The sequence below is a fragment of the Rhizobium sp. NXC14 genome, assembly GCF_002117485.1.
In the GTDB taxonomy this organism is placed as follows: domain Bacteria; phylum Pseudomonadota; class Alphaproteobacteria; order Rhizobiales; family Rhizobiaceae; genus Rhizobium.
Genome location: NZ_CP021030.1, coordinates 537,552 through 559,653, shown reverse-complemented (window position 1 = coordinate 559,653; position 22,102 = coordinate 537,552). Strand labels below are relative to the sequence as shown.

Below are 22,102 nucleotides of genomic sequence, written 5' to 3'. Positions count from 1 at the left end.
GGAGTGTTCACGGCTGGAGATCCAGCAGTGCCCGGCCGCTGCCATCCATGGCGAAAGGCACCGAGGCGTGCTGGTGGGCGACCAGCCAGCGGCCATCCTGCTTGACGAGGCCGAGGGTCTGACGGAACCAGAGATCGACTTCGGTGCCATCGGTCTTCGTCCCGGTCATCCGCGTGAGGCCACTCCAGAAAGCGACACCCTCGCCGACCGTCAGTTTGGCATCGCGCACCTCGCCGCCAATCGGGCCTTCCCAGGTGTCGAACCAGGCCTGCAGGCCTGCCTTGTCCTTGCCGTTGATGACCAGCGGCGGCGCCAGGGAAAATTCCACGGAATCTTCGGCCTCGTAGGAAAGCGCCTCCTCGGCGTTCTTTTCCCCCAGCGCCTTGGCCCGCATCATCAGCATGGCGATGACCGCCTCTTCCTCGTGCCTAACAATTGCTTCGTCTTTCACGGCCGTTCTCCTTTTCCGCTATGGACAGAGGACGAGCGGCAGGAGAACGATCCGACAATGATGCATTTCACTCTCGGCAATTTCGGACGCAAGATCGCTGCGTTCTACCGGAATTACTTCAGAGATAACTCGTCACTGCGGGCTCGTTCCACCAGGCATCGTGCCTGCCATCGGCGTAACGAACCGGCAGCCCCGCCAGTTCCTCCGGCCTAATATTATCCAGGCAGGCGATGTTGATCGAGACATAGGCGCCGCCGATCGCCTCGACATAACCGTCGCCATAGGCCGGCACCCCGCAGGTGCGGCAGAAGCGGTGATGGCCGCTCATCGTGTTGAACTGGTAATCGGATGTCTCCGCCGGGTCGGACATCAGCCGGAAATCCTCGGGCTTGACGTTAGCGCCCCAATAGCGCCGCTTGGCACAGATCGAGCAATTGCAGCGGCCGGTGCCGGCTTCGAGGTCGATATCCACCTCGTAGTGCACTTTGCCACAATGGCAGCTTCCCTTGTAAGTCTTCTTCATGGCGATCTCCCCATCGGCGTTGCTTTCAGCATGTCAATATGACAATGTGTTGTCATTATGAATGAGATACAGAATAGACAACATGTTGTCAAAACAGAATCGACCGGAGCGAACGGTGGAAGGGGATGCCTTTTCCGCTTTCGCGATCACAGCCCTGCGTCTGGCCGCTCACCTGACGGCGGCCGGCGACCGGTTGGCGAAGCCTGCAGGACAGACCAGTGCGCGCTGGCAGGTGCTCGCCGCGGCAAGGCGCGGCGACCTGTCGGTGGCGCAGATCGCCCGCGCGCTCGGCCTCGCTCGTCAGGGCGTTCAGCGGCTGGCCGACGTGCTGGAGAGCGAAGGGCTGATCGCCTATGCCGACAACCCGCAGCATCAGCGCGCCAAGCTGGTGCGACTGACGGCGGACGGGGCGGCACGGCTCGGGGCGATCGAGGTGGCGCAGGCCGGATGGGCAAACAAGCTCGGCGCCGCGTTTACCTCAGCCGAGCTCAATGTGGCGCGGGCTGTCATGGCGCGGGCAATGGAGGCGATGGAGGTGGACGAGGCGTCCGGCAGTTGAGCAATTCGCCCCGCGGTGATGCGCCCGCCTTGGACTGAAAACGAAAAAAGGCCGGGCTAACCCGACCTTCCCTGCCATCTCGACGAACCGTGCCAGTACATCCGTGGTCACGATCCGGAGATGATATTCAAGCCTCGGAGGCTCAGGCCGCCTGGAGGCGGTCTGCCGACATCTTGCCGGACTTGTTGTCGCGGACGAGATCGTAGGACAGCTTCTGGCCATCCTTGAGGTCACGCATGCCGGCGCGTTCAACGGCCGAGATGTGGACGAAAACGTCGGCAGCGCCGTCGTCCGGCTGAATGAAGCCGAAGCCCTTGGTTGCGTTGAACCACTTTACGGTACCTGTGTTCATGACGATATCCTTTCGAATCGCTCATAGAAGATTGCAGCCCGGAAATACCGAACGGCGATGAAACCGATTTTGGAGGAAGGTCGCCAGGAACGACGCAAGCGCCGTTTCAAAGTTCATCTAGCAAGATCGATGTGCACGGGTGTAATCGGAAATTGTGTCCGCGGCAAGGCGTCGGCAAGGAAAAGTGGAATTCGGCGAACTGGAGAAAGCGCGGGATTCTTTTGCGCCGTGACCTGGCATCCCTCTGCCCTGCCCGGCAGAGGGTGGCTACGTTTGGCGGAAACAATAGCAAAAACAGATTACGCCGCCGCCTTCGCTCCTGCATAGGGATTGAACCGCCCATAAAATGTCTCACCCTTGGCGGCCATATCCTTCAACAGCGGTGTCGGCTTGAAATGCTCTCCGTAAGCTGACGCTAACTTTTCTGCCAGTTCCACGAATGCCTTTACGCCCATCCCATCGATATAGCTCAGCGCCCCGCCGGTGTAGGGCGCGAAGCCAAAGCCGAGGATCGAGCCGACATCAGCTTCGCGCGGATCTGTGACGATGCCTTCCTCGACCGTCCGGGCGGCTTCGAGCGCGATGGTGACGAGGAAACGTCGCTTGAGGATGGCGACGTCGACCTCGTCCGGGCTTTTCTGCGGATAGAAGCTCTTCAGCTCCGGCCAGAGCGACTTCTTCGCCGGTTTCGGCGGATAGTCATAGAAGCCCTTGGAATTCTTGCGGCCGAAGCGTCCTTCCTTTTCGACGATGCGGGAGATCAGCTCCATGTGCCTGGGATCGACAGCCCTTTCGCCGAGATCGGCGACCGTCGCCTTGAGGATCTTCAGGGAAAGGTCGATCGCCACCTCGTCGTTCAATGCCAGCGGCCCCACAGGCATGCCGGCCATCTTGGCGGCATTCTCGATCATGGCGGGCGGCACGCCCTCGATCAGCATGTCGTAGCTTTCCGACATGTAGCGCAGCACGCAGCGATTGACGAAGAAGCCGCGGGTGTCGTTGACGACGATCGGCGTCTTCTTGATCGCCGCGACATAATCGAGTGCGACGGCGAGCGCCTTGTCGCCGGTTTCGCCTCCGAGGATCACCTCGGTCAGCATCATCTTTTCGACCGGCGAGAAGAAGTGAATGCCGATGAAGTCGGCGGGGCGTTTCGAATTCTTCGCAAGGCCCGTGATCGGCAGCGTCGAGGTATTGGAGGCGAAGATCGCGCCCTCGGGCAGCACTGCTTCGACCGCCTCGATAACAGCCTTCTTGACTTCGCGATCCTCGAACACGGCCTCGATGACGAGGTCGGCATTGGCGAGATCGGCATAATCGGCCGACGGCGAGATGCGGGAAAGAAGGGCTGCCGCTTCGTCCTGCGTCAGCCTTCCCTTACCGATCGAATCCTTAACGAGCCCTTCGGAGACGGCCTTGCCCTTGGCGGCCGCTTCCATATCGCGGTCGATCAGAGTCACCGGAATGCCGGCGGCGGCGGTGACATAGGCGATCGAGGCGCCCATGAAGCCGGCGCCGACGACGCCGACATGTTTCAGCTCCGTCTTCGGGATACCGGCCGGGCGGCGTGCGCCCTTGCCGAGCTCCTGCATGGAGATGAACAACGAGCGGATCATCGAGAAAGCTTCCCGGGTCTGCAGCACCTCGGTGAAATAACGCTGCTCAATCTTCAGACCGGTGTCGAACGGCACCTGCAGGCCTTCATAGACGCATTTCAGGATGGCGAGCGCTGCCGGATAATTGCCCGACGTCTCGCGGCGCAGGATCGCCGGCGCGGCCGGCCAGAGCTGCGCGGAGGCCGGCGTCCAGATGCCGCCGCCCGGCAGCTTGAAGCCTTTCTCGTCCCACGGGGCGACCGGCTTCAGGCCATCCCTGATCATCTGCTTGGCGGCGGGGATCAGCTGATCCGGCTCGACCACCTGGTGCACGAGGTTCATTGCCTTGGCGCGCGCACCGCTCAACGACTGGCCCGTCGTCATCATCTGCAGCGCGTCCTGGGCATTGGCGAGGCGCGGCACACGCTGGGTGCCGCCGGCGCCGGGGAAGATGCCGACCTTGACCTCGGGCAGCGCGATCTTGATGCTCTTGGCATTGGAAGCGACGCGGCCGTGGCAGGCAAGCGACAGTTCGAAGGCGCCGCCCATGCAGGTGCCGTTGATTGCCGACACCCAGGGCTTGCCGGAGGTTTCGAGCTTGCGGAACAGGCCGCTCATGCGGCCGACCAGACCAAAGAGCGTCTGCACCGCCGTCTCCGGGCTCTTGGCTTTCTCCTCCTGGTAGGAGCCGAACATCGACTTGATCATCGAAAGATCAGCGCCGCCGGAGAAGGAGGATTTGCCTGAGGTGAATACGACGCCCTTGACGGCGACGTCAGCGGTCGTCGCGTCGATGATGGCGTTGAGCTCCTCCATCACCTCGGCGGTGAAGACATTCATCGATTTGCCGGGCATGTCCCAGGTGACGAGAGCGATGCCGTCGGCGTCGGTTTCGACCGTGAAATTGGTGTAGCTGCTCATTGGGAATTCCTCTCCCTGAATTCTATTGCGGTGAAGCCCCTCCCCTTGTGGAGAGGGTCGCGATCCCATCAAACGCGTTCGATAACCGTTGCCGTGCCCATGCCGGCGCCGATGCAGAGCGTCACCAGCGCGGTGTTGAGGTCGCGGCGTTCAAGCTCGTCCAGCACGGTTCCGAGGATCATGGCGCCGGTGGCGCCGAGCGGATGGCCCATGGCGATGGCACCGCCATTGACGTTGATGCTGTCGTGATCGATGTCGAAGGCCTGCATGTAGCGCAGCACCACGGCGGCGAAGGCCTCGTTCAACTCAAAGAGGTCGATGTCCGACAGGCTCATGCCGGTCCGCTTCAACAGCTTTTCGGTCACGTCGACGGGGCCGGTCAACATCAGCGCCGGATCCGATCCGATATTGGCGAAAGCCTTGATGCGGCCACGCGGCTTCAGCCCCATGCTCTCACCGCCAGCCTTCGATCCCAGGAGCACCGCAGCGGCGCCATCGACGATGCCGGAGGAATTGCCGGCATGGTGGACGTAGTTGATCCGCTCGATCTCGGGATGAGCCTGGATGCCGACGGCTTCGAAGCCGCCCATCTCGCCGGGCATCTGGAAGGAGGGGTTGAGAGAGGCAAGCGCCTGCATATCGGTGCCGGGGCGCATGTGCTCGTCCTTATCCAGGATCGTCAGGCCGTTCTGGTCCTTGACCGGGATCACCGACTTGTCGAACCAGCCCTGCTGCCAGGCATGGGCGGCGCGCTTCTGGCTCTCGACGGCGTAGGCATCGACATCGGTTCTGCTGAAGCCGTATTTGGTGGCGATGAGATCGGCCGAGACGCCCTGCGGCATAAAATAGGCCGGGAAATTCACCGACGGATCCATGAACCAGGCGCCGCCCGACATGCCCAGGCCGACGCGCGACATGCTTTCCACACCGCCTGCGATGACGATGTCGTCGGCGCCCTGGGCGATCTTGCCGGCGGCGAAATTGACGGCATCGAGGCCGGAGGCGCAGAAGCGAGAGATCTGCATGCCGGGCGCACGGGTGGAATAACCGGCTTCGAAGGCGGCAGCCTTGGGGATGACGGCGCCGGCATCCATGACCGGGTCTACGCAGCCCATGATGATGTCGTCGACGGTTGTCGTGTCGAGCCCGTTGCGGTCGCGGATCGCTTCCAGCGTCTTGGCGGCGAGGCGGACGGAAGGCACCTCATGCAGGGCGCCGTCCTTCTTGCCGCGGCCGCGCGGCGTGCGGACGTGATCGTAAATGAAAACCTCGGTCATTGTCTCGTCTCCCTGATGGCGCAGACGCGCCTTTGAATTCTGCGAAGACCAAATAGCCCTTCGTTTTAAGCTCAGGGCGTTCGGCGCTCGAAACGATTCACCGGATCGTTTCGTCGGCTGCGCCGACCGCTTTCTCACCCCCAACCCTCCCCACAAGGGGGAGGGAGAACCGGCTCAAAACGCTTCCGCGGCCAGCGCCATCATCGTGTCGGCGCCGGCTTCGATGCGGGCCTTGCGAAGGGCGGTTTCCGGCATGATCCGCTCCATGAAGAATTTCGCCGTGGTCAGCTTGTTCTTCAGGTAATCCTCGCGGGCGGCATCGCCCGAGGCAAGGCCGTCCTCGGCGGCCTTCGCCATCTTCGCCCACATATAGCCGAGAACGACGAGACCGAAGAGATGCATGTAATCGGTCGAACCGGCGCCGGCATTGTCGGGCTTGGCCATGGCGTTCTGCATGAACCACATGGTCGCGGCCTGGACGTCGTTCAAGCCCTTCTTCAGATGCTTGGTGAAGAAGGAGAGCTTTTCGTCGCTGCGGTTCTCCTCGCAGAAATCGCCGATTTCCTTGAACAACGCCATGGCGGCGCGGCCGCCGTTGAGCGCGAGCTTGCGCCCGACGAGATCGAGCGCCTGAATGCCGTTGGCGCCTTCGTAGATCATGGCGATGCGGGCATCGCGGACATACTGGCTCATGCCGTGCTCTTCGATATAGCCATGGCCGCCGAAGACCTGCTGCGCCATGACGGCGTGGTCGAAGCCCCTGTCGGTCATCACACCCTTGAGAATCGGGGTGACGAGGCCAAGGATATCGTCGGCCGTCTGGCGCTCCTTCTCGTCGGTGGCGCGGTGGGCAATGTCGGATTTCAGCGCGGTCCAGAGCAGGAAGGCGCGGCCGGCCTCGTTGAAGGCGCGAATGGTCATCAGAGTCCGGCGGACATCGGGATGGACGATGATCGGATCGGCCTTCTTTTCCGGCGCCTTGACGCCGGAGAGCGAGCGGCCCTGGATGCGGTCGCGGGCATAATTCGCGGCATTCTGATAGGCGATTTCGGAAATGGCGATGCCCTGCAGGCCGACCATCAGGCGCGCCTCGTTCATCATCACGAACATGGCATTGAGGCCGCGGTTTTCGGCGCCAATCAGAAAGCCGGTCGCCTCGTCGTAATTCATGACGCAGGTGGCGTTGCCGTGGATGCCCATCTTGTGCTCGATCGCACCGCATGACACGGCATTGCGGTCGCCAAGAGCGCCGTCCTTGCCGACCAGGTATTTCGGGACGATGAAGAGCGAGATGCCCTTGGTGCCCTCGGGCGCCCCCTCGATGCGGGCCAAAACCAGATGAACGATATTGTCGGTCAGATCGTGCTCGCCGGCAGAGATGAATATCTTCTGGCCGGATATTCTATAGCTGCCGTCGGCCTGCGGCACCGCCCGGGTGCGCAGCATGCCGAGATCAGTGCCGCAATGCGGCTCGGTCAGGTTCATCGTGCCGGACCAGGAGCCGTTGACCATCTTCGGCAGATAGGTCTCCTTCTGCTCCTGCGTTCCATGGACGAGGATCGCGGCGATCGCACCCTGCGTCAGGCCCGGATACATCATCAGCGACATGTTGGCGGCGGAGGTATATTCGCCCACGGCCGCATGCAGCGTATAGGGAAGCCCCTGCCCGCCGAACTCCTCCGGCACCGCAAGGCCGATCCAGCCGCCTTCGCGGTAGGCATTATAGGCTTCCTTGAAGCCCTTCGGCGTCGAAACACTGGCGTCGTCCTGACGTCTGCAGCCTTCCTGGTCGCCGGAATAATTGATCGGAAAAAGAACTTCTTCGGCCACCTTGGCGGCCTCGCCGAGGATCGCCTCGATCATATCGGGCGTCGCGTCCGCAAAACCGGGAAGATTATTGTAGCGTTCGAGGCCCAGCACGTCGTTCAGAACGAAAAGCGTATCGTTCACCGGGGCCTTGTAGACTGGCATCTCTCAAATTCCTCCCATTCAAATAACTGGATCGCATCGACCTTGGGCACTGTCTTACAAAATATTGACGTTTGCGTAAACGTCAAATCCTGCAACTGCGCTCGCTTTTGTGAAAAAATTCTGATCCTGTGCATCTGCGCCCCATGAGGAGACGTCAACTCCCCTTCCTTGTCCATCGCTGAACGGCGTATAAACGGAGGCGTCTTTCAATCCGCAAATCGCAATGCTTCAGGGGGAACCGCGGCATGATCAGTTTCGAGGCGATAAGGCAGCGTGCGGAAGAGCGAAAAGGCGGTGCGGCCGCGCTGCAGGCAATGCTCGAGAAGCACCAGCCGGATCACGACCGGCTGCGCGCCATGCCGGACGACCGCATCCTGGCCGACATGACCCGCCGCATCTTCTACAGCGGCTTCGTGCAGAAGGTAATCGATGCGAAGTGGCCGGGATTCGAGGCGGCGTTTTCTGGCTTCGATCCGGCGGCGCTGAATATCGCGCCCGACGATTACTGGCATGAGCTGACATCGGACGAGCGGATCATCCGCAACGGCGCGAAGATCATGTCGGTTCGCGCCAATGCCGCCTTCGTCAGAGAGCTGGCGAGCGAACATGGCAGCGTCGGCGCCTTCTTCGCCGACTGGCCGCGGGAGGACCAGATCGGCCTCCTCGAGCTGATGAGCAAACGCGGCAGCCGGCTCGGCGGCATGACCGCCCAGTATTTCCTGCGCGGCATCGGCCGCGACAGCTTCGTCGCCACGCTCGACGTGCTCGCCTGCCTGAGATCGGCCGGCGTGCCGCTCTCCTCCTCCGGCACGACGAAGAAGGACCAGCAGCTGATCCAGCAGGCCTTCAACGACTGGGCCGCCGAGACCGGCCTTTCCTTCATCCACCTCTCGCGCATCAGCGCCTATTCGATCGATGCCGCGCACTGAAATTCCGGCCTGGCGATGTCTATCCCATCCGGCGAATTTAACGGCAATTGCCGCCTAAAGAAGCCTTTCGGCTGCAAACGTTAAAAAATTCTCATCTATCTTAACGGCTTGTTTACCACGTTTCGTGAAAGGTGCGGATTGAGCCGTAGTGATCCGCATTCCTTTTCCCAGTCCCGCGTTCCTAAAGAATGCCGCTACATCGTTCAGCCTGAGGAAAGTCTAATTGACTATCTTCTTATGGATGATGCGCTCCGGTCCGCGTGAAGACGTGGGCAGCAGACGAAGAAGCCACGGATCGAGCTCTGACGAGAGGTCGAGCAGTCGAAGCGAGCAAGAAGATGAACGGATCGCGATCAAATCCTTCCCGACAGTCCGACAGGACCTCGCTCGATGCGCTGAACCGCACGATCGAAGGGCTGGAGGCGCGCATCGAAGGGCTGATGGGCAGCGGACGCGATCAGCGGACGCGCACGCCAACGGCCGAGCGCGATCCTTATGCGGCCTCCAATGCGCCGCGCCCCACACGAGCGCCGGTCGAGCCGCGGCCGGATCCGCTGGCGGAAATTCGCCAGCGCCAGCGCGCATTGGAAGCGGGCCGCGAACGCTCCTATGGGCGCGAGCAGGCCACCCAGCTGCGCGACCCCGCACCGCGCGCCGCCGCGCCACTGGCCGCCCCTGCCTTGCGCGCCGGCGACGACACGATGACCGAGATCGCCCAGGCGCTCGTCAACCTCAGGCAGGACTTGAAGCGCGATATTTCCGAGGGCGTGACCCGCGAGATGAGCGCACTGCGCGCCGAACTGCGCGAGATCAAGGCGACCGCCGGAGACAGCCGCTTCGCCGACGACATTCGCGCCGACATGAACCGCCTGGCCCAGAGCATCAGCCAGTTGACCGGCCGCTCGAGCGGCCCGGAGGCCGCCGGCCTGCGCGAGGATTTCGAGGAGCTGCGATCGCTGATGGACGGGCTGGCGCGCGAGGAATCGCTGCGCCATATGGAAAGCCGCTGGGACGGCGTCGAGAGCCGACTTGCCGCACTCGATACCGAGGGGCTGCAGGAAGAGCTCGTTTCGCTGGCCTACCGGCTCGACGATATCAAGCGCCATATCGGCGGCATGGGCGAAAGCCCCGCGGTCCGGGCGCTGGAAGACAAGCTCATCGCCATCGCCACGGCGATGGAGCAGTTCGGCAACATGATCCAGCCGCATGACCGGGTCATGTCCGAGCAGTTCGCCGCCATGGATATGCGCCTCGACGAGATCAGCCGGGCGATTGCGGCAAGCGGCCGCGCAGCTGCCGCCAACGATCCGACGCTGATGCAGCGGCTGGAAAGCCGCCTGTCGTCGCTCGCCGACCAGATCGACCTGATGAGCCACGACGCGGCCAGCCGGGCAACCCCAGCCGACGAGCTGGCGATGCGGCTGGAAGCGCTGACGGAGCGCGTCGAGGAGCTGGCCAAGGCGGAAGCGACGTCCCGGCTCGACGAGCGGCTGGAACATCTATCCTACCTGCTGGAGCGCACGCAGAAGGCGGCCGCGCAACCCGACCTCACCGGCCCGCTTTCCGAGATCTCCCGCAAGATCGATGCGCTCGAGAATGGAGCGGTCAATGACGTGCTGGCGCAGCGGCTCGATTATCTCGCCCGGCGGATCGACGAGATGGCCTTTCAGCAGCCCGCACCTGCCGCGGCGATCGATGACAGAGCTTTCCAGCGTCTCGAAGGTCGGCTGAGCGACATCGCCGCCCGGCTCGAAGAAACAACGGCGGCGCCGCCGACCGATCCGCAAGCGCTGAAGAACCTCGAAGACCAGATTGCCAACCTTTCGGCGCTGATGAGCGAGCCGCGCGAAAGTGCCGCGATTCCGGCCGACCTCGACCGGCGCATGGGCGCGATCGAAGATTATATGGCGACAAGCGACGAATATATCATCGAGGCGGCGCGCCAAGCGGCGGAGGCCGTCGTCGAGGCCTATTCGCGCAATGGCGGCCTGCAGGGCGGCGTGCCCGCCGCCGACATGTCGGCGCTGACGGCGCTGGCCGAGGATCTGCGCCATCTCGAGGATATCAGCCGCGACAGCGAGGAGCGCACGCACAAGACCTTCAAGGCGCTGCACGAGACGCTGGTCCACATCGCCGACCGGCTCGACGGCATGGAAGAGCGCGGACGGCCGATCGCTCAGATGCCGATGGCCGACGTCGATTTCGATGTCGACCCCTATGCGCTGATGGTGGCTGAAGCCGCCCAGACGGCGGACGTGCCCCCGGCAGCGAAAGCCTCTCCGGTCATCCGCACGGCCGAGGTCGCGGCGGAACCTGCCACCCTCGCCCAGGCCGGGAGCATAAGCGCAACAAGCGCGATCGCCATCGAAGCCGCGACGCGGCCGCCGGAGACCCCGACACCGGCGCCGGCAAAAACCAGCCTGTTCGCCAGCCTTGGCAAGCGGCTGCGGCCCGGCAAAAAAGCCGAGGCGCAGGCGAAGGAACGACCGGTGATCGACCCTGCGCCGTCGATCGATCCCGCCGACGTGGTCCCGACGGATGCGGCGAACGAACTGCTCGAGCCGGGTTCGGGCGCGCCCGACGTCAAGAAGATTCTTGAACGGGTGCGCGCCAGCCAGAGTGCCCAACGCGGCAAGCCTGCCATCGAGACGGATCGGGCCGACTACATCGCGGCTGCGCGCCGGGCGGCGCAGGCAGCCGCAATGGAAGTGGACGCCAATCCAAAGCAGGCGGCAACCAAGGCCGACAAGAAGGCCGCAAATGCCGACAAGATGAGCAAGACCGACAAGGCGGGCAAGCCCAGCGCCTTTTCGCGCTACCGCCGACCGATCCTTCTCGCCGTCGGCGCCGTCTTGCTCGCCATCATGGCCTTTCCGCTGGCGCGGACGCTGACGAGCGGCGAACCGGCCCCGCAGCCGCCGGCGGAGGTCTCTGCGCTGACGGGGGCGACGGAAAACCCGCAGCCGGTTCCGCCTGAGGCGGCACCCGCCCAGCCGGACACCGGCGCTGCCGATATCAACGCCCCTGCAGCGGCGAGCGCACCGGCCGCCGATCAGGCGCAACCGGAAACAGCCTCGCCGGCCGCCGGCGATCATCTGACCGATGCAACGCCGCTCGATGGCGAAGGGGCTGCAACTTTGGCCCCCGCCGGTTCGTCCGCGAGAATGCAGGAAACATCGAGCTTCACTCCGAACAGCCCGACCGCAGCGGCGGCCGCGCCGCAGGCAGCGATCACCATCCCCGACACCGTGCAGCCGAAATCACTTGCCTATGCGGCACAGGGCGGCGACTCCCTGGCGCTGTTCGAGATCGGCGCACGCTATTCGGACGGCCGCAACGGCATGACCGTCGATCAGAAACAGGCCGCAGGCTGGTACCAGCTTTCGGCCGACAAGGGTTTTGCGCCGGCACAATACCGGCTCGGCAGCATGTATGAGAAGGGCAACGGCGTCGAACGCGACATCGCCAAGGCGAAGGGCTTCTACGAGCAGGCGGCGAACCGGGGCAATGCCAGCGCCATGCACAATCTAGCCGTTCTCTACGCCTCCGGCGCGCTCGGCCAGCAGGATTATGCGACGGCGGCCTCGTGGTTCACCAAGGCCGCCAATCTCGGCATCACCGACAGCCAGTTCAACCTGGCGATCCTCTGCGCCAGGGGCAACGGCGTTCCGGCGGATCTCGAGGAATCCTATAAGTGGTTCGCGATCGCCGCCAAGGCCGGCGACAAGGATGCAGCACAGAAGCGCGATGAAGTGGCCAACGCCATGAAGCCTGACCAGCTCGAACGGGCGCGCGCCAAGGCCGACCTCTGGAAGCCGGAACCGCTCGACCATCGCGCCAACGGCATCGACATCCCCGACGAATGGGCGGGCACAGGCATGAAGACGGCAACCGTCGACATGAAGAAGGCGATCCGCAACATCCAGGCGATCCTCAACAATAACGGTTTCGACGCCGGCGTGCCCGATGGCGAAATGGGGGCGAAAACCGTCGCCGCGATCAAGAGCTTCCAGAAGTCGATCGGCCAGGAGCCGGACGGCAAGGTGAGCGACGCGACCGTGAAGGCGCTGCTCGAACGCAACAAGCAGGTCGCCAAGGCGATCTAAGGTGCGTCGACGGAAGTCGAGCCGCCGGTGAAGACCCCTCCCCACAAGGGGGAGGGGCTTGCATGCCGCGCCGACGTTATCTCTTTCACGGATTCACCCGCGGAAACATTGATGTTGCTGTGGGGTGATGCCGCGCATAGCCCTCCCCCTTGGGGAGGGGTCTTCGCAGGCCTTGCGGCACTAAGCCGCAAGCTTTTCCGAATTTTTCCCACCCTCGTCACAAAACCTGAAAAAAGCCCGATTATGCCGGACATATCGATCCGCGCATCGCCGAATCTCCCGCCATCGATCTCTATCAATCGGGGCCGATCGAAAGCCTCTGGCAACGATTTCACAGTATGGTGCGCATTCGAACGGGGACGTGACAGGAACCGCCCGGCAGGGGCGGTCATCATTCGGGGTCGGTTGTGACAATTTATCTGCCCATCGCAGAATTGTCGGTGAACATCTTCATCATTCTCGGCATGGGGGCGGCCGTCGGATTCCTGTCCGGAATGTTCGGCGTCGGCGGCGGTTTTCTCATCACCCCGCTATTGATCTTCTACAATATCCCGCCCGTCGTCGCCGTCGCCACCGGCGCCAACCAGGTCGTGGCGTCGTCGATTTCGGGTGCGATCACCCATTTCCGGCGCGGCACGCTCGACGTCAAGCTCGGCACAGTGCTCCTGGTCGGCGGTCTTACAGGGGCGACCGTCGGCATCTGGATCTTCTCGCTGCTGCGCGCCATCGGCCAACTCGACCTGATCATCTCGCTGATGTATGTCATCTTCCTCGGAGCGGTCGGCGGGCTGATGCTGCTCGAAAGCATCAATGCCATGCGCCGCGCCGCACGCAACGAGCCGCCCGCGCCGCGCAAGCCAGGCCACCAGCATTGGGTGCACAAGCTGCCGCTCAAGGTGCGCTTCAAGAAATCGAAGATTTTCCTCAGCGTCATTCCGATCATTGCGCTCGGCTTTGCGATCGGCATCCTGACCTCGATCATGGGTGTCGGCGGCGGCTTCATCATGGTGCCGGCAATGATCTACCTGCTGCGCATCCCGACCAATGTCGTGGTCGGCACCTCGCTTTATCAGATCATTTTCGTGACCGCCTATACGACGATCGTGCAGGCGGCGACGAACTTCTCTGTCGACATCGTGCTTGCCTTCATCCTGATGGTGGCGGGTGTCGTCGGGGCGCAATATGGCGTGCGCGTCGGCCAGAAGCTTCGCGGCGAGCAGCTGCGCGCCCTGCTTGGCCTGCTGGTTCTGGCCGTCGGCCTGCGTCTGGCGATCGCGCTGGTCGTGACCCCTGCCGACGTCTATTCGGTGGTGATGGGGACCGGCAACTGATGCGCCTGCTTGCCTCGATCCTCCTGCTCTTGTGTCTGCTGCCGGCGGTTGCCGGGGCGCAGTGGCTGCCGGGACAGGCAACGGAAGCGGTGCGGGAGGGGCTGGAGATCGGCACATCGACCAGCGAAATTGCCATCACTTCGGATTTCCACGGTGCCGATCTGACGATCTTCGGGGCGCTCTCGAACACCGACCAGCTGCTGCTCGCCATTGGTCAGTATGACGTGGTGGTGGTGCTGGAAGGCCCGCGCGAGGATGCGACGGTGCGCAAGAAGGAGCGCGTCTTCGGCATCTGGGTGAACAGGCGCTCGATGACTTTCGAGGCGGTGCCGCATTCCTATTCGATGTCGAGCTCGCGCATGATCGACGATCTGACGACGCCGCTGGAACTCACCGACCAGGGGATCGGCATCGACCACATTCCGCTGACGCCAGTCGGATTCGTCGGCGACGGCAGCAATCTCGGCGAGTTCCGTCAGGCTTTCCTGCGGCTGCAGCAGGTGGGCGCGCTTTACGACCGGAACCCGAGCGGCGTGCGGTTCGTTTCATCGAACCTCTTCAAGGCGAGCCTGCGCCTGCCGGCAAATATTCCGAACGGGGTGCACACGGTGCGCGCCTATCTCTTCAAGAGCGGCAATCTCATCACCGATAAATCGCTGCCGCTGCGCGTCATCAAGACGGGCATCGAACAGACGATCACTGATGCGGCCCATGATCAGCCGATCCTCTACGGATTTGCGGCCGTGGCGCTCGCCGTCGTCACCGGCTGGAGCGCCAGCCTGATCTTCCGCAAGGAGTGATCCGGCGCCGCGAACCGTCGCGCTCGTGTCTCATGTCTTCAGGAAGGCGAGCCGCTCGTCGACGCGAGCGGGGGCAATTTCCAGAATATCGGCGCTGACGACGCCTTCCGCTACGAAAGGATCCTGCTGAATCCTGGTTTCGAGTTCGGCGCGCGAGGTGTTGTGAGCGACGACTGCTCCACCTGCGCTCGGCTGAAGGCCGCCGGCGAGAAGAAAAATCCCGTCGTCGAAGCCTCGTTTGAGCCAGTCATTATGCGCTTCCATCAGAACCGGTGCTTTGGCCCTGCTTTCAGAAAATTTCAGAGTAATGAAAAACATGCAGTGTCTCCTTCAGGAATGCTGTCGTGAAAGGGTGTCGGGAAAGGCGGGTGTTTCTGGCCGCTGCTCCGCCAGCCACGCGCGCATATTTTCCACCTCGTTTTGAACAAAGATTTCGTCGCGATAGGCGGCCGCAAGCGTCGCAACACCTTGGCTCCGCATCAGAATGCGCATGGCAAGCGCATCGGCTTCAGCCTCGCGGCCAAGCTCACTGAATTGACGTGAGAGCCAATGGCGAAACAGATCGAAAAGTTCGGCAGCACGGCTCTTGGCAATGTGATCGAGCTTGGCGAGTTCGGCGCAAAGCGTGCCGACCGGGCAACCGTGGGCCATGATTTTCGACTGATTCACGATGAGGAGATTGACGAAGCTGAGAATACGCTCGTCAGGTGCCTCGGCCTGTGCTTCCCACTGATCGAGCATTGACCTGGTTTTGAGGAGGCGATGGGTGATCACCGCATCGAGAAGCTCGTCCTTCGTCTTGAAGTGATAATAAAAATTGCCTCGCGAGAGTCCGACTGTACCCGCAATGTCGGCAAAGGACGTTGCTTCAAAGCCTCTCTCGTAGAAAAGCCTGTCGGCTGCTTCGACAATTTGCTGCCGGGTGGCCGCAGCGACCATTTTCATTCTCCCTTCTGTCCGCAAAGCTACGATTCGTAGGTCAATTGACCTAGGAATTAGGACAATTGACCTAGAAGAGTCAAGCGCCGAAACTTCTTGTCGGCGGCCCCCTTCGCCTCCAGGACCGCTTGCCTATCGCAATCAGTTGAATTACTGTGAACCAGTTGCTTATTAAAAGCGGTTTTCACTTGAGGAGGATGAAATGCGGAAGCTTGTCGTCTGGAACCTGATGACGCTCGATGGCTATTTCGAGGGAACGAAACCGTGGGAGATCGACTTCCACAATCTAGCCTGGGGACCGGAGCTCAAGCGCTATGCCGAGCAGTTCGGCGAGGAAGGTGACCTCCTGGTCTTCGGCCGCAAGACCTATGAGGGCATGGCCGCCTACTGGCCGACTGCCGAGGACGAAGACAAGATCAAGGTCTATATGAACGGCATCGCCAAGATCGCCGTCTCTCGAACAATGACCGATCCTGGCTGGAACAATGCCCGCATTGTCAGCGATCCGATCCCCGAATTGACGAGGCTGAAGCAGGAGGACGGCAAGACGATCTTCATCTTCGGCAGCGCCGTGCTTGCCGATAGCCTGCTGAACGCGGGCCTTATCGATGAGATCAGGGTTTGCGTGGTGCCGGTCATTCTCGGCGGCGGCAATCCGCTCTTCAAGCCGACCGAGGCCCAGGTGCCGCTGAGGCTTATTGAATCCTCGACCACGCAAAGTGGCGCGGTGATCCTGCGTTATGAGCCGGTCAGGGCGTAGCGGTGGGTCATGGCTGTCTAGTTCCTGAAAAAGACCCCTCCCCAACCCCCCAACAGGGGGAGGGTTGGGGAGGGGTTTTCATAATAGCCCCCTCAGAAAAGCTCGTATTCGACTAAAAACCGGTTTTTAACATTTACGAGTTAGTAATCTCTCGGAAACGAGAGGTTCTGTCATGCGTACTCGTATCGTTCTGACCGCCGTGGGTCTCGCGCTGCTTGCCGGCTGCGCGACGGCGCCGAAGCAGACGAGGAACATCTGCGCCGTCTTCGATCAGCGCGAAGGTCTTTTCTCCAGCTGGCAGAGGGCGGCAGAGCGGACGGAGAAGAAATACGGCGTGCCCGTGCCGATCCTGATGGCGACGATGTACACCGAATCGGGTTTCCAGCCCTACGCGCGGCCGCCGCGCACCAAGCTCTTCGGCTTCATTCCCTGGACCCGGCCTTCGACCGCCTACGGCTATTCGCAAGCGCTCGACGGGACATGGGATCACTATCAGTCGCAGACGGGGAACTGGGCGGCGCGGCGCACGAACTTCGCCGACGCGATCGATTTCATCGGCTGGTATCATTACCAGAACAGTGTGGAGACCGGTATTCCGCTCAGCGATGCCTATAATCTCTATCTCGCCTATTATTCGGGGCCGACGGGATATAAACGCGGCGACTGGCGCTCGAACGGGCAATTGCAGCAGACGGCGCAGAAGTTCGCGCGAATGGCGGGGACGTATCAGCAGCAATTGCAGGGGTGTGATTAAGTTCAAAGGCGTGCAGTGTGGCACCCCCACGGCACACATCGAGGACAGACGCTACCCCCGCAAATTCCCATACCTGACCGAATAGATCCGATCGCGTCCCAACAGATGCGCGATCAGCGATTCCTTTTCGAACAAGCCCTTCATCGCCTGATGGCCGAGATCGAGGCCGCCGCTCATCACCCCAAAGGCCGGCATCAGGAGGCGAGCGCCGTCCGTGGCGAAACAGGGGCGGCGGATTGATCGTTCGCGCCGGCGCACGGTCGCCGAAGGATGCAGGTGGCCGGCGATTTCGCCGCTCTGCAAGCCGTTCCTCGGCTCGTGGCGGAAGGTCAGGCCGGCATAATGCACCTCGTCGGCGCAAGCGCCGGGCAGATCGACGATGCCGTCGGGATCATGGTTGCCGTTGATCCAGATCCATTCGCGGCCGCGCGCCATACCGACGATCAGCGCGCGAAAATTTTCCGGCAGATGCTTCGAACCGATGCGGTCGTGAAAATTGTCGCCGAGCGAGATGACGAGCTTCGGATCATAGCGGGAAATGACGGCGGCAAGCACGGTCAGCGTCGCCAGCGTGTCATAGGGCGGCAGCATCATGCCACGGCGGGCGAATGCTGCGCCTTTTTCGAGATGCAGGTCGGAGACGACGAGCAGTCCGGCATCCGGCAGATAGAGGGCGCCGAGCGGATCGCAGACGGCGGCAATGCCGTTCACCGATGTCTCGATGCCGGGGATCGCAGCCAATCCGGAAATGTCGCGCGCCAGCGCCAGGCGGTTCATCACAATCGTATTTTTCCCAGTCATCATCATGCCAGAGCTTCGGCGATCAGATCGTCCGCCGCCTCGGCCAATAGCGCATCATGGGCCTCGCCCGGTACCGCCTCGCGGCCGATTTCCAGCATCACCGGCACGGCGAGCGGGGAAATATGGTCGAGCGGGCGGTGGGTGATGTGGCCCCTGATTCGCATCAGCATATCGCCAAGACGGCTTATATCCAAAAGCCCCGTCGCCGCATCCTGGCGCGTTGCCTGCAGCAGGATGTGATCCGGCTCATGGCTGCGCAGCACGTCATAGATCAGGTCGGCCGAGACGGTGATCTGGCGGCCGCTCTTTTCCTTGCCCGGATGGCGGCGCTCGATCAAGCCGGCAATCACGGCGCAATTGCGGAAGGTGCGTTTCAACAAGAAGGATTCGGCGAGCCAGGCCTCGAGATCGTCGCCGAGCATATCCTCATCGAAGAGATCGGAGAGGTTGAGCCGGCCATTGGCGATCATCAGCCCCATATCCTCGAGACCCCAGACGGCGAGCGAATAATCGGTGGCGACGAAGCCGAGCGGCTTGGCGCCCGCTCGCTCCAGCCGGCGGGTCAGCAGCATGCCGAGAGTCTGGTGGGCGAGACGGCCTTCGAAGGGATAGGCGACCATATAGCCGCGGCTGCCGCGCGGGAAGGTTTCGATCAGGAACTCGTCGCGCTTCGGCAGCATCGACTTGTCGGTCTGCAGCGACAGCCAGTCGCGCACCTGATCCGGCAGGTGGCGCCAGCGATCGGGATCGGCGATCATCGCCCGCACCTGCTCGGCGAGATAGGTCGACAGCGGAAACTTGCCGCCATTATAGGCGGGGATCTTCGGATCGAGCGAAAAGGCCTGCGACGCCAGGCATTCATTTTCGCGTATGCCTTCGAAACGCAGCACCTTGCCCGAAAACACGAATGTGTCGCCCGGCGACAATTGCTCGAGGAAATATTCCTCGACCTTGCCCAGCGTGGCGCCGCCGCGACCGAGCCGGCCGCCCTCGCCGCGCTTGACCATGCGGATGTTCAGCATCGGGCTTTCGACGATGGTGCCGAGGTTGAGGCGGTATTGCTGGGCGACCGCCGGATTGGAGACGCGCCAGCGGCCCTCCTTGGTCTTGCGGATGCGAGCGTAACGCTCGTAGGTCCTAAGCGCATAACCGCCGGTCGCGACGAAATCGACGACGCGCTCGAAGGTCTCCCAGCTAAGATCGGCATAGGGCGAGGCGCTGGTGACCTCGTGATAGAGCTCCAGCATGTCGAAGGGTTCGGCGCAGGCCATGCCGAGTACGTGCTGGGCGAGCACGTCGAGAGCGCCGCGGCCGACGGGCGGCGTGTCCTGGGCGCCGATATAATTGGCGTCGAGGGCTGCCTGGCACTCCATGACTTCAAAGCGATTGGCCGGCACGAGGATCGCCTTCGAAGGCTCGTCCATGCGGTGGTTGGCGCGGCCGATGCGCTGGGCAAGGCGTGAGGCGCCCTTCGGCGCTCCGACATGGATGACGAGATCGACATCGCCCCAGTCGATGCCGAGATCGAGCGTTGAGGTGGCGACGACGGCGCGCAAGCGGTTTTCGGCCATCGCCGCCTCGACCTTGCGGCGCTGGGCGACATCGAGAGAGCCGTGGTGGAGGGCGATCGGCAGGTTGTCGTCATTGATCGTCCAGAGTTCCTGAAACAGCATCTCGGCCTGGCTGCGGGTATTGACGAACAGCAGCGTCGTCTGGTGTTCGAGGAGCTGCTTGTAGACATCGGGAATGGCATAGCGGGCGGCATGACCGGCCCAAGGAATGCGCTCTTCGGTCGACAGGATCGAGATATTGGGTTTGGCACCGCCTTCGACGACGACAAGACCAGCGTGATGTTCCCTCCCCTCCTCCTGGGCGACCAGCCATTTCTGCAAGTCCATCGGCTCGGCGACGGTCGCCGACAGGCCGATGGTCTTCAGGCCGGGGGCAAGGCGGCGAAGGCGCGCAAGGCCGAGCGACAGCATATGGCCGCGCTTGGAGGTGACGAGCGAATGAAGCTCGTCGAGCACCACATATTTCAGGTCCTTGAAGAAGCGCTCCGCCTCACGGTTCGCCAGAAGCAGGGCAACCTGCTCCGGCGTCGTCAGCAGAATATCCGGCGGATTGAGCTTCTGGCGCTGGCGCTTGGCAATCGGCGTATCGCCGGTGCGGTTTTCGATCGTGACGGGCAGGCCCACCTCTTCGACCGGCTTCATCAGGTTGCGCTCGATATCGATCGCCAGCGCCTTCAGCGGCGAGACGTAGAGCGTATGGATACCGGTGAAGGCGGAGCCGGGCGGAATTTTGCCGCGGCGGGTGAGATCGGTGAGCGAGGGCAGAAAGCCAGCGAGCGTCTTGCCGGCGCCGGTCGGCGCAATCAGCAGCGTGCTTTGACCGGCCTCGGCGCGGGACAGCAGTTCCAACTGATGGGCGCGAGGGCGCCAGCCCTTTTCCGCAAACCAGCGGGCAAAGGCTTCAGGCAATAGGGCGCGGGCTTCGGAATCGATCTGGTCCACGTCCTGAAGGTAGTGAAAAGCGGGCGAAAAAGAAGGGCAGTTGACAGAAGCGAGAATCATGGATATTTTTTATCCACGAATTGAGGAGATGACACCGATGAAAATGAGCGATGGAGTCGAGCAGGCCATTCACAGCGTCGCCATGCTCTCCGGCCTCTCCGAAGGCGGTGTCCTTTCGGCGGCTGCGCTGGCGGAATTCCACGGCGTGTCGACAAGCTATCTGCTCAAACATCTGCAGGCACTGTCGGGCGCCGGCATCCTCGATACGGTGCCGGGGCCGAAGGGCGGCTATCGGCTGGCGAAGGCGCCGGCGGAGATTTCGCTGCTCGACATATTGCTTGCTGTGGAGGGACCGGCCCCGGCCTTTCGCTGCGCCGAAATCCGCCAGCGCGGACCGAACCCGGTCTCCGACCACTTCTTTTCCAAGCCCTGCAACATCAGCGCGGCAATGCTCCGGGCCGAGCGGGTCTACCGGGCCGAACTCGCCAAAACCAGCATTGCCGATCTCGGCATCGAACTCGCCGCCCTCGACGACGGATCGATCGCAGCCCGAGGCTGCGCCTTCCTTGAAATCCATGAACGCAAGACGGCTCGTTGAGCCATATCAAAGGAGAAAGACATGCAACCGCGTTTCAACTTCGCCAAGGCCGCTCCCGATGCCTACAAGGCGGTCGCCGCACTCGAACAATATGTCCAGTCTTCCGGACTGGAGCGCCGCTTCATCCATTTGATCAAGCTGCGCGCCTCGCAGATAAACGGCTGCGCCTACTGCGTCGATATGCATGTGAAGGAAGCCCGCCACGACGGGCTCAGCGAACAATGGATCAACCTGATGTGCGTCTGGCGGGAATCGCCGGTCTATGACACGCGCGAAAGGGCCCTGCTCGGATGGGTCGACGCTGTGACCAATATCGCCAAGACAGGCGCGCCGGACGCAGACTACGAGGCACTGAAGGCGCATTTCTCCGAGAAGGAGATGACCGAGATTACGGTGGCGATCGGCGCGATCAATATCTGGAACCGGCTTGCCGTCGGCTTCCGCTCACAGCACCCGATCGATCAGGTGACGAAAGCCGCGTAATCGATATTGACGGGAACCGACCCGAAGATCTCGGGTCGGTCGAATATCAGGTTAATCGCGATCGGCAGCGGCGCGCGCGGCAACGGCTTCAGACCCACTGCCCGAGAGGTCGATGCTGTTGAATATGTCGCGGACGACCTTGGTAATTTCCTCTGCGGAAGCGCCCTTGGCGTATTCTTCCTGCATGCGGCGTCTTACGAGTTTTTCCAAATCTGACATGGTTCACCTCATCAAATCCGGCGCGACAGGAGTGTCGCGCCGAGGACGATCTGAGGCAAGTTACGATTTGTTTAGAATGGGTTACTGATTTGTAAGGTTAGTCCGTTATCGGTGAATGCCCGATTAGGGCGCGTCCCCTCTCACCGTTTTACGGGGAGAGGGGACGTGCCCTGTGAAAGGTGTGCGAAGAACGGAGAGGTCGCGGCATATCCCTTCGCCT

The 22,102-nt window shown here is 62.3% G+C and carries 20 protein-coding genes; 9 read left to right on the top strand and 11 right to left on the bottom strand.

All coding sequences use genetic code 11. The features are described from left to right. Positions 1–7 precede the first annotated feature (7 nt). Positions 8–451, bottom strand: coding sequence for a nuclear transport factor 2 family protein (locus NXC14_RS02750; RefSeq protein WP_085776861.1), 444 nt, complete (start codon positions 449–451; stop codon positions 8–10). A 118-nt stretch (positions 452–569) separates the two neighbouring features. Beyond that, on the bottom strand, positions 570–974 hold the full coding sequence (locus NXC14_RS02745; RefSeq protein ID WP_085776860.1) for a GFA family protein: 405 nt from the start codon (positions 972–974) through the stop codon (positions 570–572). A 115-nt stretch (positions 975–1,089) separates the two neighbouring features. Between NXC14_RS02745 and NXC14_RS02740 the strand changes: the two genes are divergently transcribed. Then, entirely contained in the window at positions 1,090–1,533 is a 444-nt protein-coding gene (locus NXC14_RS02740) for a MarR family transcriptional regulator (protein ID WP_085776859.1), read from the top strand. A 142-nt stretch (positions 1,534–1,675) separates the two neighbouring features. Here the strand turns inward: NXC14_RS02740 and NXC14_RS02735 are convergent, their stop codons facing one another. The 4 genes from NXC14_RS02735 to NXC14_RS02720 all read right to left on the bottom strand — a co-directional run bounded on the left by NXC14_RS02735 (position 1,676) and on the right by NXC14_RS02720 (position 7,649). Next, the gene (locus NXC14_RS02735; RefSeq protein ID WP_011423929.1) at positions 1,676–1,885 is read right to left on the bottom strand and encodes a cold-shock protein; all 210 of its coding nucleotides are present in this window, start codon (positions 1,883–1,885) and stop codon (positions 1,676–1,678) included. A gap of 299 nt (positions 1,886–2,184) precedes the next feature. Continuing rightward, positions 2,185–4,401: an FAD-dependent oxidoreductase gene (locus NXC14_RS02730; protein ID WP_085776858.1), complete on the bottom strand. Its 2,217-nt coding sequence runs from the start codon at positions 4,399–4,401 to the stop codon at positions 2,185–2,187. Positions 4,402–4,469: 68 nt separating this feature from the next. Further along, positions 4,470–5,678, bottom strand: a complete 1,209-nt coding sequence (locus NXC14_RS02725) for an acetyl-CoA C-acetyltransferase (protein WP_085776857.1) — start codon at positions 5,676–5,678, stop codon at positions 4,470–4,472. A 174-nt stretch (positions 5,679–5,852) separates the two neighbouring features. Next, positions 5,853–7,649 (bottom strand): acyl-CoA dehydrogenase C-terminal domain-containing protein, encoded by a 1,797-nt coding sequence (locus tag NXC14_RS02720; RefSeq protein ID WP_085776856.1) that lies wholly within the window; start codon positions 7,647–7,649, stop codon positions 5,853–5,855. A gap of 245 nt (positions 7,650–7,894) precedes the next feature. Between NXC14_RS02720 and NXC14_RS02710 the strand changes: the two genes are divergently transcribed. From NXC14_RS02710 to NXC14_RS02695, 4 genes are all read left to right on the top strand, one after another. After that, positions 7,895–8,578, top strand: coding sequence for a DNA-3-methyladenine glycosylase I (locus NXC14_RS02710; protein ID WP_085776854.1), 684 nt, complete (start codon positions 7,895–7,897; stop codon positions 8,576–8,578). A 338-nt stretch (positions 8,579–8,916) separates the two neighbouring features. Further along, entirely contained in the window at positions 8,917–12,684 is a 3,768-nt protein-coding gene (locus NXC14_RS02705; protein WP_085776853.1) for a peptidoglycan-binding protein, read from the top strand. A 407-nt stretch (positions 12,685–13,091) separates the two neighbouring features. Further along, positions 13,092–14,015 carry a sulfite exporter TauE/SafE family protein gene (locus NXC14_RS02700; RefSeq protein ID WP_085776852.1) on the top strand — a complete coding sequence of 308 codons (924 nt, stop codon included), beginning with the start codon at positions 13,092–13,094 and terminating at the stop codon, positions 14,013–14,015. Next, positions 14,015–14,815 (top strand): TIGR02186 family protein, encoded by an 801-nt coding sequence (locus NXC14_RS02695; RefSeq protein ID WP_085776851.1) that lies wholly within the window; start codon positions 14,015–14,017, stop codon positions 14,813–14,815. Before NXC14_RS02700 ends, NXC14_RS02695 begins: the two co-directional genes overlap by 1 nt. 30 nt (positions 14,816–14,845) lie before the next feature. Here NXC14_RS02695 and NXC14_RS02690 read toward each other — a convergent pair whose 3' ends face one another. Next, entirely contained in the window at positions 14,846–15,133 is a 288-nt protein-coding gene (locus tag NXC14_RS02690) for a YciI family protein (RefSeq protein ID WP_085776850.1), read from the bottom strand. Positions 15,134–15,145: 12 nt separating this feature from the next. After that, positions 15,146–15,754 (bottom strand): TetR family transcriptional regulator, encoded by a 609-nt coding sequence (locus tag NXC14_RS02685; RefSeq protein ID WP_085776849.1) that lies wholly within the window; start codon positions 15,752–15,754, stop codon positions 15,146–15,148. A gap of 202 nt (positions 15,755–15,956) precedes the next feature. Here NXC14_RS02685 and NXC14_RS02680 point away from each other — a divergent pair, with 202 nt between their 5' ends. Together NXC14_RS02680 and NXC14_RS02675 are read left to right on the top strand one after the other, a co-directional pair. Beyond that, positions 15,957–16,514 (top strand): dihydrofolate reductase family protein, encoded by a 558-nt coding sequence (locus NXC14_RS02680; protein WP_085776848.1) that lies wholly within the window; start codon positions 15,957–15,959, stop codon positions 16,512–16,514. Between the two features lie 172 nt (positions 16,515–16,686). Continuing rightward, positions 16,687–17,268, top strand: coding sequence for a transglycosylase SLT domain-containing protein (locus tag NXC14_RS02675; protein WP_085776847.1), 582 nt, complete (start codon positions 16,687–16,689; stop codon positions 17,266–17,268). 51 nt (positions 17,269–17,319) lie between these two features. Here NXC14_RS02675 and pdeM read toward each other — a convergent pair whose 3' ends face one another. After that, positions 17,320–18,045 carry a ligase-associated DNA damage response endonuclease PdeM gene (pdeM, locus tag NXC14_RS02670; protein WP_085776846.1) on the bottom strand — a complete coding sequence of 242 codons (726 nt, stop codon included), beginning with the start codon at positions 18,043–18,045 and terminating at the stop codon, positions 17,320–17,322. A gap of 26 nt (positions 18,046–18,071) precedes the next feature. Continuing rightward, entirely contained in the window at positions 18,072–20,582 is a 2,511-nt protein-coding gene (locus tag NXC14_RS02665) for a ligase-associated DNA damage response DEXH box helicase (protein ID WP_085779952.1), read from the bottom strand. 97 nt (positions 20,583–20,679) lie between these two features. Here NXC14_RS02665 and NXC14_RS02660 point away from each other — a divergent pair, with 97 nt between their 5' ends. Then, a complete protein-coding gene (locus NXC14_RS02660) occupies positions 20,680–21,180 on the top strand; it encodes an Rrf2 family transcriptional regulator (RefSeq protein ID WP_085779951.1) in 501 nt (166 codons plus the stop codon). A gap of 21 nt (positions 21,181–21,201) precedes the next feature. Further along, positions 21,202–21,663 carry a carboxymuconolactone decarboxylase family protein gene (locus NXC14_RS02655; RefSeq protein ID WP_085776845.1) on the top strand — a complete coding sequence of 154 codons (462 nt, stop codon included), beginning with the start codon at positions 21,202–21,204 and terminating at the stop codon, positions 21,661–21,663. A gap of 51 nt (positions 21,664–21,714) precedes the next feature. Here NXC14_RS02655 and NXC14_RS32265 read toward each other — a convergent pair whose 3' ends face one another. Continuing rightward, positions 21,715–21,882: a hypothetical protein gene (locus NXC14_RS32265; RefSeq protein WP_157131363.1), complete on the bottom strand. Its 168-nt coding sequence runs from the start codon at positions 21,880–21,882 to the stop codon at positions 21,715–21,717. Positions 21,883–22,102 lie beyond the last annotated feature (220 nt).

What these genes read in the sequence shown, in the direction of transcription:
- NXC14_RS02655 (WP_085776845.1), top strand. Translation starts at nt 21,202, where the DNA reads ATGCAACCGCGTTTCAACTTCGCCAAGGCCGCTCCCGATGCCTACAAG.
- NXC14_RS02710 (WP_085776854.1), top strand. Translation starts at nt 7,895, where the DNA reads ATGATCAGTTTCGAGGCGATAAGGCAGCGTGCGGAAGAGCGAAAAGGC.
- NXC14_RS02725 (WP_085776857.1), bottom strand. Translation starts at nt 5,678, where the DNA reads ATGACCGAGGTTTTCATTTACGATCACGTCCGCACGCCGCGCGGCCGC.
- NXC14_RS32265 (WP_157131363.1), bottom strand. Translation starts at nt 21,882, where the DNA reads ATGTCAGATTTGGAAAAACTCGTAAGACGCCGCATGCAGGAAGAATAC.
- NXC14_RS02730 (WP_085776858.1), bottom strand. Translation starts at nt 4,401, where the DNA reads ATGAGCAGCTACACCAATTTCACGGTCGAAACCGACGCCGACGGCATC.
- NXC14_RS02695 (WP_085776851.1), top strand. Translation starts at nt 14,015, where the DNA reads ATGCGCCTGCTTGCCTCGATCCTCCTGCTCTTGTGTCTGCTGCCGGCG.
- NXC14_RS02680 (WP_085776848.1), top strand. Translation starts at nt 15,957, where the DNA reads ATGCGGAAGCTTGTCGTCTGGAACCTGATGACGCTCGATGGCTATTTC.
- NXC14_RS02675 (WP_085776847.1), top strand. Translation starts at nt 16,687, where the DNA reads ATGCGTACTCGTATCGTTCTGACCGCCGTGGGTCTCGCGCTGCTTGCC.
- pdeM (WP_085776846.1), bottom strand. Translation starts at nt 18,045, where the DNA reads ATGAACCGCCTGGCGCTGGCGCGCGACATTTCCGGATTGGCTGCGATC.
- NXC14_RS02660 (WP_085779951.1), top strand. Translation starts at nt 20,680, where the DNA reads ATGAAAATGAGCGATGGAGTCGAGCAGGCCATTCACAGCGTCGCCATG.
- NXC14_RS02685 (WP_085776849.1), bottom strand. Translation starts at nt 15,754, where the DNA reads ATGGTCGCTGCGGCCACCCGGCAGCAAATTGTCGAAGCAGCCGACAGG.
- NXC14_RS02705 (WP_085776853.1), top strand. Translation starts at nt 8,917, where the DNA reads ATGAACGGATCGCGATCAAATCCTTCCCGACAGTCCGACAGGACCTCG.
- NXC14_RS02735 (WP_011423929.1), bottom strand. Translation starts at nt 1,885, where the DNA reads ATGAACACAGGTACCGTAAAGTGGTTCAACGCAACCAAGGGCTTCGGC.
- NXC14_RS02720 (WP_085776856.1), bottom strand. Translation starts at nt 7,649, where the DNA reads ATGCCAGTCTACAAGGCCCCGGTGAACGATACGCTTTTCGTTCTGAAC.
- NXC14_RS02745 (WP_085776860.1), bottom strand. Translation starts at nt 974, where the DNA reads ATGAAGAAGACTTACAAGGGAAGCTGCCATTGTGGCAAAGTGCACTAC.
- NXC14_RS02690 (WP_085776850.1), bottom strand. Translation starts at nt 15,133, where the DNA reads ATGTTTTTCATTACTCTGAAATTTTCTGAAAGCAGGGCCAAAGCACCG.